We start from the raw sequence: 12,684 nt of genomic DNA, 5'->3' as shown, positions 1-12,684 counted from the left end.
GCAGTCACGCCAGGACACCCTCAGGGTGGAGCCGCACCAGCGGCTGGCCGGGCGAGACCAGGTCGCCGTCCTCGACCAGCCACTCCACGATCGTGCCGCCGTACGGCGCGGTCACGGAGGTCTCGTCGCGGGTCGAGCGGACCAGTCCGATCGAGCTGCTCGCGGCGAGGGACTCGCCCTCGTCGCCGGCGCTGCGGACGAACGTGCCCTTGGTCGGAGCGACCAGCATCCGCCAGGTCGGGCTGATGTCGATCGGGGACGGGTCGCCGTGCTTCTCGACGAACTCGCGCGCGGCGTCGAGCTGGTCGGGGGTCTTGAGCGCGAACGTCTCCACGCCGGGCAGGGCGCGCTTGGCGATGTTGGTGAGGGTCCCGGCCGGCGGCATCTCCAGGATGCCGGTGACGCCGAGGTCGCGCATCGTCGCGAGGCAGAGGTCCCAGCGGACCGGGTTGGCCACCTGGGTCACGATCCGGCGGACCACGTCGCGACCGTCGTGGACGACCTTGCCGTCGCGGTTGGAGATCACCGCGGTCCGGGGGTCGTGGGTGGAGACGGCCAGGGCGAGCTTGCCCATCACGCCGACGGCCTCGGCCATGTGCTCGGTGTGGAAGGCACCGGCGACCGAGAGCGGCATCAACCGGGCCTTGGCCGGCGGGGCGGCCGCGAAGGCGGAGAGCTGCTCCATCGTCCCGGCGGCGACGATCTGGCCCTCGGCGTTGACGTTGGCGGCGATCAGGCCGTGCTGCGTGAGCGCGGCCTTCACCTCCTCGGCGTCCCCGCCGAGGACGGCGGTCATCCCGGTCGGGGTGGCGGCGGCTGCGTGAGCCATCGACTTGCCCCGCTCGCGGACCAGGACCATCGCCTGCTCGGCGCTGATCGCCCGGGCACCCGCCGCGGCGGTGAGCTCGCCGACGCTGTGCCCGGCCACCGCACCGATCCGGCCGAACGCGTCGGACGGGTGCGGGAAGAGGGAGAGCGCCGAGACCAGGCCGGAGGCCACGATCAGGGGCTGCGCGATCGCGGTGTCGCGGATCGTCTCCGCGTCCGCCACGGTGCCGTAGTGGGCCAGGTCGAGGCCGGCGACGGCGCTGAGCCAGTGCAGGCGCTCGGCGAACTGCGGGTCCTCCATCCAGGGCAGCAAGAAGCCTGGAGTCTGGGAACCCTGTCCGGGAGCAACGATGATCAGCACACGTCCACTGTCCCCGAGCCGAAGCGGCCGACGCGGGTCCGCACCGCACGAAAACAGAGTGCGGTTCTTTGTAGGGAACCTACAACTCTGGCGGATCCAGGCGGCCCAGTGTCAGCGCCAGTCGCAACGTGTAGGAGTCGCGTGGGTGGCTCGGACTGAGTCCGGTGAGCTCGGTGGCTCGTTTCAGGCGGTATCGCACAGTGTTGGCGTGGACGAACAAGGCCCGTCCGGTGGCCTCGATCGAGGATCCTTGCGACAGGTAGGACTCCACGGTCTCCAGGACCGCCCCGCCGGCAGCGGCCAGCGGGGCGAAGACCTGCTCGAGGAGGGCACGCCGGGCGTCCGCGTCGCCGGCCAGCGCGCGCTCCGGCAGCAGGTCGTCCGCCTGCACCGGACGGGGCGCGTCCGGCCAGCCGATCGCCACCCGCAACCCGGAGTGCGCCGCATCGGCGGAGATCTTCGCCTCGGTGAGCGAGGAGACCATCGGGCCGATCACCACGGCACCGGGAGCGAACGCGACGGCCACGGCGGCGGCCGACTTGCCGAGCTCGTCGACGCCGCCGAGGACCACGACGAGGCGGTCGCCCTGGACCGCGGAGAGGCAGCCGACGCCGCGGTCGCGGGCGATCCGCCGTACCTGCTCGAGCGCGGAGCGCTCCCCGAGCCCGCCCATCATCACCAGGACGTTGCCGGTCGCCTCCCAGCCCAGGGCGCTGGCCCGGGAGGAGATCGTCTCGTCGCCCTCGCCGCGGAGCAGCGAGTCGACGACCAGGGCCTCCAGCCGAGCGTCCCAGGCGCCGCGCTGCTCGGCGGCCCGGGCGTAGACCTCGGCGGTGGCGAAGGCGATCTCGCGGGCGTACCGGTTCAACGCGCTGCGGACGCTCTCGGCATCCTCGCCGAGGGCGTCGTCGAGGTTCTCGTCGACCACCGTGATCGAGAGCCGGACCATCGCCACGGTCTGCTGGAGGGTGACCTCGCCGGCCATCTCCTGGGGCGCGACGCCGAAGACCTCGGCGCTGATCGGGGACGCCGCCTCGTCGTGCCGGTACCAGTCGATGAACGACTTGATGCCGGCCTGGACGATCAGCCCGATGAACGAGCGGTCCTGCGCCGGGAGCTCCATCACCCACGGCATGTCCTGCTCCATCCGGGTCAGCGCCGCCGTGCTCAGCGACCCGCTGGAGCGGGTCAGCCGCTGAGCGATCTGCGCACGTGTCCGGGTCACAGCCTCATCCTGCCTGGTGGGGCGGGTTACCCGCGCGTTTGGGTTGGTTCTGATCAAGGTGGCTGTCATCGGACTGGTTTCGGAGCCACTTTGATCAGAAACGTCTTGGATGCCGGTGGGATCCGAGCGGCGCGCTCGCGGGCAGAGAGGATCCTGTCCTTCACCATGCCTGGACTGGCCAGGTCCCTCCCGGTGACTGTCACGAGCTCCAGCCCAACCCTGCGCAACGCATCCTCGCGGCGTACGTCGCGGGCGTGGCGCGCGCCGGACCGGTGGTCGGCACCGTCGTACTCGCCGACGAGGCCCGCGGCCGGGTCGAGCAGGTCGACCTCGGCCAGGAACCTGCCACGGGAATCGGCCACCGGCCAGTTCACCAGGGGCTGCGGAAGGCCTGCATCGAGGGTCCAGAGCAATCGCAGCCGTGACTCCGCCGGAGACCGGCTGCGCTCCGTGGCCAGCCCGAGAGCGTCTCGAACCTGCTGTACGCCGGCCCACCCGGCCTTCGTTTCTGCATACCGGCGGACCTGGTGGAGGGAGGCGAGTCGCGCGGCAACAGCCATGTCGATGACGACCACGGCCTCCCGCACGTTCGGAGCCCAGCGAGACGCGTCGAAGATGGCGCGGTCTGCGGCGGTGCACGGAACCCCATGAATCACGCCGACCTCGACAGGATCCAAGCGGTCGCGATGGAGAGTCAGCCCGGCGCGAGCCCGTGAACCACCGCGGGGCCCGATCGTCAAGGGAACCGGAAGCTCAGTGGACCCGTCCGCCCCGAGCCCGTCGAAGAAACCCGCGCGGTGCAGTCGACAAGCTGCCCAGCCGGACACCGCGCCACCGCGGGGCAGGTGGGCTGCCGCCTCGATGATTCTCTGCTCGGGAGTGTCCGGGGTGTGGGCAGGAACGAACCAACCACCTCCGGCACGGCGCCAACCAGGTCGAGGTTGCGATCCCGAGGATCCACAGCCAGTTCTGAGCAATCGGGCTGCTGAAGGGTGTGGAAATCAGCCAGATTGATGAGAACTGGACCTGACCACGGATACAGGTTCGTCATATTCGTCTGGTTGACTCGTCATCTAGTTGGTGGCCGCCCTAGCTGCCGACTACGAACCAGAACGGAGTGCGACGTGGTGGATTCGCTCGAGGTGCAGCACGTCACGATCCACGGACACCGTCGCGCGTACGTGAAGACGGGTCAGGGTCCGGCGTTGTTGCTGCTGCACGGGCTGGGCTGCGACCACACGACCTGGGCGCCGGTGATCGCGAAGCTCGCGAAGAAGTACACCGTGATCGCGCCGGACCTGCTCGGTCACGGCCGGAGCGCCAAGCCGCGGGCCGACTACTCGGTGGGCGGCTACGCCAACGGGATGCGCGACCTGCTCACCGTCCTGAACATCGACAAGGTCACCGTCGTCGGGCACAGCCTCGGCGGCGGGGTGGCGATGCAGTTCGCCTACCAGTTCCCCGAGCGCACCGAGCGGATGGTGCTGGTGGCTCCCGGTGGACTCGGCTCCGAGGTCACCCCGATGATCCGCGCGGTCGGCCTGCCCGGCTTCAAGGCCGCGATGGCGGTCCTGACCCTCCCCGGAGTCCGCCACCTCGGGATCGCGGGGATGCGGGCGCTCTCGAGGACCGGCCTGACGGCCACGCACGACCTCGACGAGGTCGCCGAGATCTACGACTCGTTCAAGGACGCGCGCACCCGGGCCGCGATCGCGCACGTCGTCCGCGCGGTCGTCGACGCCCGCGGCCAGATCGTCACCATGGTCGACCGGGCCTACCTGACCCAGGCGATGCCGATGCTGGTCGTCTGGGGAGCCGAGGACATGGTGATCCCGGTCAAGCACGCCGGCACGGTGGCCGAGATCGCTCCCGGAGCGCAGGTCGAGGTGCTCGGGAACTCCGGGCACTTCCCGCACAAGGACCACCCGGAGCGGTTCGTGAAGATCGTCAACGACTTCATCCGCTCCACCCAGCCCGCGTCGTACCACCGCGGCCGCTGGCGGACCCTGCTGCGCAACGGCCCGCTCTCGCCGGTCACCGAGCAGCTGCACCTGGCGCGCGCGGTTCCGATCGCCTGAGGGCTCGGCTCTGGGTACGGTTCCGGCATGACTTGGCGAGAGAAAGTGCTCCGCACTCCCACGCGGCAGATGACGCTCTTGAACTTCGCCGTGGGTGGGATCCTTCTGGCGAGCGCAGTTCTGGACGTCACCCTTTTCTGGGACCTGCGCGTGGCACATGGCGACATCCTGCTGACGTTGGCGAAGGCCGCGGTCGGTGGAATCGCTCTCGGCAGCGCGATCGAGATGTCGAGACGGCGCGCCGCCAACGCTCGCGCTGAGTAGCTATACCTTCGGCCGGTCGGCCCAGGTGAATGCCGCGGTCGCGAGGCCCAGCCCCGCGCAGATCACCGCGAGCCCGACCAGCAACCCGTGCAGATCGAAGAGCGCGGGGATGCTCAGCAGTGCGAAGACCACCGCGGCGACGAACCACGGAGCGCTGCGACGTACCGCTCTCAAGCGTCCCCGCCCTCCTGGAGGACGCCGGAGACGGCGGTCGGGTCGTCGATCTGGTAGCGGGTGAACGCCTCGACGACGACCTCCGGCTTGACCTCGCCGCGGGCGGCCAGCGCCTGCAGGGCCTGGACGACGACCGAGGGCGCGTCCACGTTGAAGAACCGGCGGGCGGCCGGGCGGGTGTCCGCGAAGCCGAAGCCGTCGGTGCCGAGGGCGTGGAAGTCGCCGGGCACCCAGCGGGCGATCTGCAGGGGCACCGCGCGCATGTAGTCCGAGACCGCGACGAACGGACCGGTCGCGTCCGCCAGCTGGCTGGTCACGAACGGCGTCCGGGCGGGCTCGCCGGGGTTCAGCAGCGAGGTGCGCTCACTCTCGATCGCGTCCCGGGCCAGCTCGTTCCAGGACGTCACCGACCACAGGTCGGCGCTGACGCCCCAGTCCTCGGCGAGCATCCGCTGCGCCTCCAGGATCCACGGGAAGCCGACCCCGGATGCGAGCAGCTGGACCTTCGGGGCCTCCGCGCCGAGGTCCGGTCCGGAACCGAACCGGTAGATGCCCTTGAGCAGCCCGGTCAGGTCCAGGTCGGCCGGCTCGGCCGGCTGCGTGACCGGCTCGTTGTAGACGGTCACGTAGAAGATCACGTCCTCGCCGAGCGGGTGCTCCGGCGACGTCGTGTACATCCGCTGCAACCCGGACTGCATGATGTGCGCGACCTCGTGGGCGTGCGCGGGGTCGTAGTGCACGACGGCGGGGTTGGTCGCCGCCAGCAGCGGGGAGTGCCCGTCGGCGTGCTGCAGGCCCTCACCGGTCAGGGTGGTCCGGCCGGCGGTGGCGCCGATCAGGAAGCCGCGGGCGAGCTGGTCGGCCATCGCCCAGATCGAGTCGCCGGTGCGCTGGAACCCGAACATCGAGTAGAAGATGTAGAACGGGATCATCGCTTCGCCGTGCGTCGAGTACGCCGACCCGGCCGCCGTCGCCGACGCCATCGCGCCCGCCTCGGAGATGCCCTCGTGGAGCATCTGGCCGTCGGTCGCCTCACGCCACTTCAGCAGCTGCTTGCGGTCGACCGACTCGTACTTCTGCCCGCCCGGGTTGTAGACCTTGGCGCTCGGGAACATCGAGTCCATCCCGAAGGTGCGGTACTCGTCCGGTGCGATCGGGACGATCCGCTTGCCGATCTCCGGGTCCTTCATCCAGTCCCGGAGCAGGCGCACGACCGCCATCGTGGTGGCGATCTTGTTCGCGCCCGAGCCCACCTTCAGGTCGGCGTACACCTCGTCGCCGGGAACCTTCAGCGGCTTGGCCTTGATGACCCGCCGGGGCAGCGAGCCGCCGAGCTGGCGGCGCCGCTCCATCATGTACTCGATCTCGGCCGACTTCTCGCCCGGGTGGAAGAACGGAGCGGTCCCGGAGGTCTCGTAGGCCTCGGTGATCTCCTTGTCGCTCATCGGCAGGTAGAGCCGGTCCCGGAACTTCAGCAGGTCGGGGAGCTTGAGCTTCTTCATCTGGTGGCTGGCGTTCTTGCCCTCCAGGCCCTCGATCGTCCAGCCCTTGATCGTGTGCGCCAGGATCACCGTCGGCTGGCCGACGTGCTTGGTGGCCGCGTCGAACGCGGCGTACACCTTGCGGTAGTCGTGGCCGCCGCGGGGGAGCTTCTCGATCTGCCGGTCGGACATGTGCTCGACCATCTTGCGCAGCCGCGGGTCAGGGCCGAAGAAGAACTCGCGGTTGTAGGCGCCGTCCTCGGTGGAGAACGTCTGGAACTGCCCGTCCGGGGTGCTGTTCATCTGGTTGACCAGGACGCCGTCGACGTCGCGGGCGAGCAGGTCGTCCCAGTCGCGGCCCCAGATCACCTTGATCACGTTCCAGCCGGCGCCGCGGAAGTTGGCCTCCAGCTCCTGGATGATCTTGCCGTTGCCGGTGACCGGCCCGTCGAGCTGCTGCAGGTTGCAGTTGATCACCCAGGTGAGGTTGTCGAGCTCCTCACGAGCGGCGACCCGGATGGCGCCGAGCGACTCCGGCTCGGCCATCTCGCCGTCACCGAGGAACGCCCAGACGTGCTGGTCCGAGGTGTCCTTGATGCCGCGGCCGGACAGGTAGCGGTTGAACCGCGCCTGGTAGATCGAGTTGATCCCGGTGAGGCCCATCGAGACCGTCGGGAACTCCCAGAAGTCCGGCATCAGCCGCGGGTGCGGGTACGACGACAGCCCCTCGCCGATGCCGTGCTGCACCTCCTGGCGGAAGTTCAGCAGCTGCTGCTCGTTGAGCCGTCCCTCGAGGAAGGCGCGGGCGTAGATGCCGGGGGAAGCGTGTCCCTGGATGTAGATCTGGTCGCCGCCGCCGGGAGCGTCCTTGCCGCGGAAGAAGTGGTTGAAGCCGACCTCGTAGAGGCTCGCGCTGGACTGGTACGTCGCGATGTGGCCGCCGACCTCCAGGCCGGGCCGGTTCGCGTCCGAGACCATCACCGCGGCGTTCCAGCGGATGAAGGCGCGGATCCGGCGCTCGACGTCCTCGTCGCCGGGGAACCAGGGCTCGCGCTCGGGCGGGATCGTGTTGATGTAGTCGGTGCTCCTCAGCGCCGGGACGCCGACCTGCTTCTGGCGGGCGCGCTCCAGGAGCCGCAGCATCACGTACCGCGCGCGCTCCCGGCCGCGGTCGTCGATCAGCGAGTCGAACGAGTCGATCCAGTCCTGCGTCTCGTCCGGGTCGATGTCGGGCAGTTGCGTCGGCAGGCCCTCGTGGATGACGGGGGGAGCGGCCGGCGCCGGGCGTGAGGTGTCGCTGTTAACGGTCTCAGTCTCATCGGGCACCCTTGCATCTTGGCACGTTCAAACGAGCGAAGAAATCTACTGATCGGTAGGCGCGTGACACCCGTGCGAGGTACGGATGCCGACCCCCGGACGACGTCCAGAGGGCGGTACCGAGACGCGTCGGGCTTGCTTTCGGGTACCCGAGTCCGCTGAACTTGGGCATCCGCCTCCGTCCAGGAGGTCGTACAAGTACGGAAATGAGGCATCGACGTGAGCCCGTCCGCAGGGGGCGCCGACCAGCTGGTGGCCGACCGACTGGGACTGAAGGCCGGCATGGTCGTTCAGGAGCTTGGCTGGGACGAAGACGTCGATGACGCCGTACGCGTGGCAATCGAGGACGCGATCGACGCCGACTTGGTGGACGGCGACTACGGCGATGTCGTCGACGCCGTCATCCTGTGGTGGCGCGAAGGCGACGGCGACCTGGTCGACGCGCTCGTCGACACCCTGACCGACCTCGTCGGCGGCGGTGCTGTCTGGCTGCTCTCCCCGAAGGTCGGCCGTCCGAACGCCGTCGCCGCTTCCGCTGTCGCCGAGGCCGCGCCGGTTGCCGGTCTTGCGACCACGACCACGGTGCCGGTCAGCGCCGACTGGTCGGCCACGAAGCTCGTCGCTCCCAAGACTCGCTGAGCGATGCCGATCCAGGTGGGGGCAGCGGCCCCCGACTTCACGCTGCGCGACCAGCACGGCGCAGACTTCCGGTTGTCGTCGTACGCCGGGAAGAAGGCGGTCCTGCTGGTCTTCTACCCGTTCGCTTTCAGCGGCGTCTGCACCGGTGAGCTGACCGGCTTCCGGGACCGGCTGGGTGACTTCGAGACCGAGCACAGCACCATCGCCGCGATCTCCTGCGACCCGATCTACAGCCAGCGCGCCTTCGCCGACCGCGACGGGATCTTCTTCCCGCTGCTGGCCGACTACTGGCCGCACGGTGAGGTCGCCTCCGCGTACGGGGTGTTCGACACCGAGCAGGGCTGCCCGCAGCGCTCGTCGTTCGTGATCGGCAAGGACGGGACGGTGCGCTGGTCGGTCCACAACGAGATGGGCGACCCGCGCGACCTCGACGTCCAAGCCGCCGCGCTGCGAGACGCGATCTAGTCCTTTTGGACTATTTGCAGGATCAGTTCGCCGGTTTCCCTTGCATCTAGCCGGAGACCTGCCAAGATTGTCGTGTTGCGACCGCTGATGACCCGAGACGTCAGCGGTCGCAGCCTGTTTTACGCCCGGCGGTTTTGGCGCACGCGCATCGCGACCTCTAGTCTGAGCCGGTTCCAGGGCGTGTAGCTCAGCGGTAGAGCGCTTCCCTTACAAGGAAGATGTCGGGGGTTCGATCCCCTCCGCGCCCACTTAGTCCGTCCACTCAGCCCGCCCACTCAGTCCGCTCCGGGCCGGAGCAGGTCGATCGCGACGATCCGGCCGGCATCGTCGAGCCAGAGCCGGACGCCCCAGGCGCACGGCGCGTCGACGTCGGAGACCAGCAGCGACCTGCTGCCGCCGGTCCCGGCCGTGGGGAGCGCGGGGGAGCGCCGCAGCAGGCACGCCGGCACCCGCGGGCTCCGCCGCAGCGCCGGCTTCTCGGCGACGCCCCGGATCCGCCGCACGGCCGAGAACGCACAGTGTTCGTCGCCGCAGTCCCGGTACGACGCTCGCTGCCTGGCTTCGACCGCGCTGAGGGTCCGCACCGGGGTCCCGTCCTGGTAGAGCCGCAGCGCAGTGCCGACCGGGAAGCCGTCGCGGGTGCCGCGGGCGAAGGCGATGAAGCGATCGGCGACGGCGAGGTCGTCGTGCGGGTCGTCGACGACGAAGTCGATCTGGTTGACGGCTCGGACCTGGTCCGGGGCGTCGTACCGGATCTGGATGGCGGACGCGACGCCGCAGGGCCCCGGCCCCGCCCAGACCGCGAACACGGTGCGGGCACCGGTGCCGCGCCGCGGACCGACGAGGCGGTTCGACGGTCCGCAGGCATCGGGCAGGCGGGTGACCACCTGGTACCCGCGAGCGGCCCTCAGCCCGTGCAGGTACGACGCGGCGCACTGGTCCGGGCCCAGTCCCGAGCACAACGAGTAGAGGTCGCGGTCCTCGGCCTGGCTGCCGCTGAGGGAGTTCCAGAACCACCCGTTGCTGTAGAACCGGACCTCGGAGTCGCCGGGGAACCTGCCGGTGCCGTCGGCGAAGCCGAACAGGCGCTCGACGAGCGCAGGGCCGGGAGGCGACACCTCGACGGGAGGAGACGGGCGGTCGACCGCTGGGGACGCAGCCCGCTCGTCCTGACCGAGGGCCAGGACTCCGAGCGGAACCGCGGCGAGCACGGTGGCTGCGACCAGCACAGGGACTGCCGCCCAACGCCAACGCGTCGCGGTACGCGACAGGTCGGAGACTCGCGGGTCGGAAGGGTTGGCGGCCACGACTCGTAGGACGGCCCAGATCCGGATCCGGTTCCCGGACCGACGCTCTTGATTCCGGCGCTTGAGCCGGCGGTAGGCGCTACGCAACTGCAACCTAGCCTCGCTAGATTGGCGTCATCCACTCTGTGACGGAGGCCACTCGTGATCGTCCCCTTCAGCTCTGCTGACTTCCTCGACCGTGCGCTGGCGGTCTACCGCGAGCGGATCGGGGTGTACGACGAGCCCGATCAGCCGGCTGCCTCGCTGGGGGATTTGACGTATGCGGAGCTCGGGGTGCGGGCGCGGCAGATGGCGGCGAAGCATGATGCGCTGGGGCTGGAGGCGGGGGACCGGGTGGCGTTCGTCTCGCACAACAGCGCCCGGCTGCTCAGCGCGTTCTTCGGGGTCTGCAATTACGGGCGGGTGCTGGTGCCGGTGAACTTCCGGCTCTCGGCCGAGGAGGTCGCCTACATCGTCGAGCACTCCGGAGCCCGGGTCCTCTACGTCGATCCGGAGCTGGTCGATGCGCTGGCCGGGGTGGAGTGCGAGTTCAAGTTCGTGATCGGGCAGGACGAGGACCTCTACCTGGATGGCGAGCCGCGGGCGTGGGAGCACGACGAGAACGCGACCGCGACGATTAACTACACCTCGGGTACGACGGCGCGCCCCAAGGGCGTGCAGATCACTCATCGCAATATCTGGACCAACGCGCTCACGTTCGCGCTCCACGCCGGGGTGAGTGACCGCGACGTGTACCTGCACACGTTGCCGCAGTTCCACGCCAACGGCTGGGGGATGCCGTTCGCGATGACCGGGCTCGGCGTCCCGCACGTGATCCTCCGCAAGGTCGACGGCGCCGAGATCCTGCGCCGGATCGAGAAGCACGGGGTGACGGTGATGTGCGCGGCGCCTGCCGTCGTGAACGCGGTCCTGGACGCCGCCACGACCTGGGAGGGGCCGATCCCCGGGCGGGACACGGTCCGGATCATCGTGGCCGGGGCACCGCCGCCGACCAAGACGATCGTGCGGGTCCAAGAAGAGCTCGGGTGGGAGTTCATCCAGATCTACGGGCTGACCGAGACCTCGCCGCTGCTGACGATCAACCGGACCCGGGCGGAGTGGGACGACCTGTCGGCCGAGGAGCGTGCCGGCAAGCTGGTCCGCGCCGGCAACCCGGCGATCGGGGTGACCTTGGAGGTCGACCCGGAGGGCGAGGTGCTGGCCCGCTCGAACGTGGTCCTGGAGGGCTACTGGGAGCAGCCCGAGGAGTCCGCGACCGCGCTGGCCGGGGGCTGGTTCCACACCGGCGACGGCGGCGTGATCGGCGAGGACGGCTACCTGACCATCCAGGACCGCAAGAAGGACGTGATCATCACCGGAGGGGAGAACGTCTCCTCGATCGAGGTCGAGGACGTGATCTTCTCCCACCCCGAGGTCGCCGAGGTCGCGGTCATCGGAGTCCCGGACGCCAAGTGGGGCGAGACCATCAAGGCGCTCGTGGTGAGGGCCGAGGGATCTGCCCTGACCGAGGCCGAGCTGATCGCCTACTGCAAGACCAAGGTCGCCGGCTACAAAGCCCCGACCTCGGTCGAGTTTCGCGACGTCCTGGCCCGCACCGCCACCGGCAAGCTCCAGAAGTTCAAGCTGCGGGCGCCGTACTGGGAAGGACGCGACCGCCAGGTCAACTAGCCGTCGGTGGCGGTGTAGCGGTCCTCGGGGGCGAAGACGGTCTCCGCCGAGGGGTCGAGCTCCAGGTGAACGGTGCCGGCGTGGTCGGTGAAGACGAGCACGGCGCTGCCGTCGGCAGGGACCCGGTCCGGCGAGGTCCGCATCCGGGCCCTCGCCTCGCGAGCGCCGCCGGGGGAGTCGTAGTCGACGGTGACGTGCAGCTCCGGGTTGCTGCCGAGCCAGTAGATGATCTCGCCGAGCCGGAGCCTTCCGACGTACCGGCTTCCGTCCCGGCGCAGCCGCTCGATGTCGGCTTGGCGCGCCCGCGCATAGCGCAGCCCCGCGGGCAAGCGGGCCGCGGTGACCAGGCCCCAGAGCAAGGCGGCGATCGCCACAACGCCGGTGATGAACACCGACTCGGTGCCGATCTGGAAGTCGAAGGTCCGTCGGAGCACCTCGGCCGGGTCGGGGCCCAGCTGGCGGGCCACGGCGACGAACCCGCCTGCGGCGCCGCCGATGAGGAGGACCGTCGACCAGAGCAGCGAGGCTGCGCGTGACTGCCCGAGGCGTACCCGGGCCCGGTCGGCCAGGTCGGTCGTCACCCACTGCGCCGCGAAGGCGGTGACCCCGACCAGTGCGATCAACCAGCCGCCGTCGACCCCGACCGAGCACCGGGACGCGGGCATCGACGTGCCCGAGCAGAGCGCCGAGGACCCGAGGAAGGCCGCTGCACCCCAGGCTGCGAAGCAGAGCCCGGCCGAGATCCAGAGCACCGCGCTCGTGGTGCCGGGCCGTTGCCCCGGGGCGAGCCCGGTGATCCGGCCGCCCTTGTCGGTGGCCGAGAACACTGGCCGGTGATCCCACCAGTCCGCCGAGTCAGTCATGGTGCCTCCCTCTC

General features: G+C 69.9%; 12 protein-coding genes and 1 tRNA gene. 6 read left to right on the top strand and 7 right to left on the bottom strand.

The annotated features are described in order from the left end of the window. Positions 1–4: 4 nt before the first annotated feature. The 3 genes from EFK50_RS07510 to EFK50_RS07500 all read right to left on the bottom strand — a co-directional run bounded on the left by EFK50_RS07510 (position 5) and on the right by EFK50_RS07500 (position 3,091). The gene (locus EFK50_RS07510) at positions 5–1,141 is read right to left on the bottom strand and encodes an acyltransferase domain-containing protein (protein ID WP_342772397.1); all 1,137 of its coding nucleotides are present in this window, start codon (positions 1,139–1,141) and stop codon (positions 5–7) included. A 127-nt stretch (positions 1,142–1,268) separates the two neighbouring features. Continuing rightward, positions 1,269–2,414: a PucR family transcriptional regulator gene (locus EFK50_RS07505; RefSeq protein WP_246004082.1), complete on the bottom strand. Its 1,146-nt coding sequence runs from the start codon at positions 2,412–2,414 to the stop codon at positions 1,269–1,271. A 65-nt stretch (positions 2,415–2,479) separates the two neighbouring features. Further along, positions 2,480–3,091: a hypothetical protein gene (locus EFK50_RS07500; RefSeq protein WP_148046082.1), complete on the bottom strand. Its 612-nt coding sequence runs from the start codon at positions 3,089–3,091 to the stop codon at positions 2,480–2,482. Positions 3,092–3,538: 447 nt separating this feature from the next. Here EFK50_RS07500 and EFK50_RS07495 point away from each other — a divergent pair, with 447 nt between their 5' ends. Together EFK50_RS07495 and EFK50_RS07490 are read left to right on the top strand one after the other, a co-directional pair. Beyond that, the gene (locus tag EFK50_RS07495; RefSeq protein ID WP_246004081.1) at positions 3,539–4,492 is read left to right on the top strand and encodes an alpha/beta fold hydrolase; all 954 of its coding nucleotides are present in this window, start codon (positions 3,539–3,541) and stop codon (positions 4,490–4,492) included. Between the two features lie 27 nt (positions 4,493–4,519). Continuing rightward, positions 4,520–4,756: a hypothetical protein gene (locus EFK50_RS07490; protein ID WP_148046081.1), complete on the top strand. Its 237-nt coding sequence runs from the start codon at positions 4,520–4,522 to the stop codon at positions 4,754–4,756. Here EFK50_RS07490 and EFK50_RS22105 read toward each other — a convergent pair whose 3' ends face one another. After that, positions 4,757–4,930, bottom strand: a complete 174-nt coding sequence (locus EFK50_RS22105) for a hypothetical protein (protein WP_183407710.1) — start codon at positions 4,928–4,930, stop codon at positions 4,757–4,759. Further along, positions 4,927–7,737: a pyruvate dehydrogenase (acetyl-transferring), homodimeric type gene (gene aceE / locus EFK50_RS07485; protein WP_123226936.1), complete on the bottom strand. Its 2,811-nt coding sequence runs from the start codon at positions 7,735–7,737 to the stop codon at positions 4,927–4,929. Before aceE ends, EFK50_RS22105 begins: the two co-directional genes overlap by 4 nt. 210 nt (positions 7,738–7,947) lie before the next feature. Between aceE and EFK50_RS07480 the strand changes: the two genes are divergently transcribed. The 3 genes from EFK50_RS07480 to EFK50_RS07470 all read left to right on the top strand — a co-directional run bounded on the left by EFK50_RS07480 (position 7,948) and on the right by EFK50_RS07470 (position 9,080). Continuing rightward, positions 7,948–8,367: a DUF3052 domain-containing protein gene (locus EFK50_RS07480; protein WP_123226935.1), complete on the top strand. Its 420-nt coding sequence runs from the start codon at positions 7,948–7,950 to the stop codon at positions 8,365–8,367. 3 nt (positions 8,368–8,370) lie between these two features. Next, entirely contained in the window at positions 8,371–8,832 is a 462-nt protein-coding gene (locus EFK50_RS07475) for a peroxiredoxin (RefSeq protein WP_123226934.1), read from the top strand. Between the two features lie 176 nt (positions 8,833–9,008). Beyond that, positions 9,009–9,080: transfer RNA gene (locus EFK50_RS07470), tRNA-Val, on the top strand. Between the two features lie 27 nt (positions 9,081–9,107). On the opposite strand, the gene EFK50_RS07465 is transcribed toward EFK50_RS07470, so the two are convergent. After that, on the bottom strand, positions 9,108–10,061 hold the full coding sequence (locus EFK50_RS07465) for a hypothetical protein (protein ID WP_123226933.1): 954 nt from the start codon (positions 10,059–10,061) through the stop codon (positions 9,108–9,110). 219 nt (positions 10,062–10,280) lie between these two features. Between EFK50_RS07465 and EFK50_RS07460 the strand changes: the two genes are divergently transcribed. After that, positions 10,281–11,807 (top strand): AMP-binding protein, encoded by a 1,527-nt coding sequence (locus tag EFK50_RS07460; protein WP_123226932.1) that lies wholly within the window; start codon positions 10,281–10,283, stop codon positions 11,805–11,807. Here EFK50_RS07460 and EFK50_RS07455 read toward each other — a convergent pair. Beyond that, positions 11,804–12,670, bottom strand: coding sequence for a hypothetical protein (locus EFK50_RS07455; protein ID WP_148046080.1), 867 nt, complete (start codon positions 12,668–12,670; stop codon positions 11,804–11,806). The genes EFK50_RS07460 and EFK50_RS07455 overlap by 4 nt on opposite strands. Between the last annotated feature and the right edge of the window lie 14 nt (positions 12,671–12,684).

Origin of the sequence: Nocardioides marmoriginsengisoli (genome assembly GCF_003725695.1) — a bacterium.
Lineage (GTDB): Bacteria > Actinomycetota > Actinomycetes > Propionibacteriales > Nocardioidaceae > Marmoricola > Marmoricola marmoriginsengisoli.
The sequence above is the reverse complement of the archived record's forward strand: the minus strand, read 5'-3'. Positions and strand labels throughout refer to the sequence as shown.

What these genes read in the sequence shown, in the direction of transcription:
- EFK50_RS07490 (WP_148046081.1), top strand. Translation starts at nt 4,520, where the DNA reads ATGACTTGGCGAGAGAAAGTGCTCCGCACTCCCACGCGGCAGATGACG.
- EFK50_RS07475 (WP_123226934.1), top strand. Translation starts at nt 8,371, where the DNA reads ATGCCGATCCAGGTGGGGGCAGCGGCCCCCGACTTCACGCTGCGCGAC.
- EFK50_RS07455 (WP_148046080.1), bottom strand. Translation starts at nt 12,670, where the DNA reads ATGACTGACTCGGCGGACTGGTGGGATCACCGGCCAGTGTTCTCGGCC.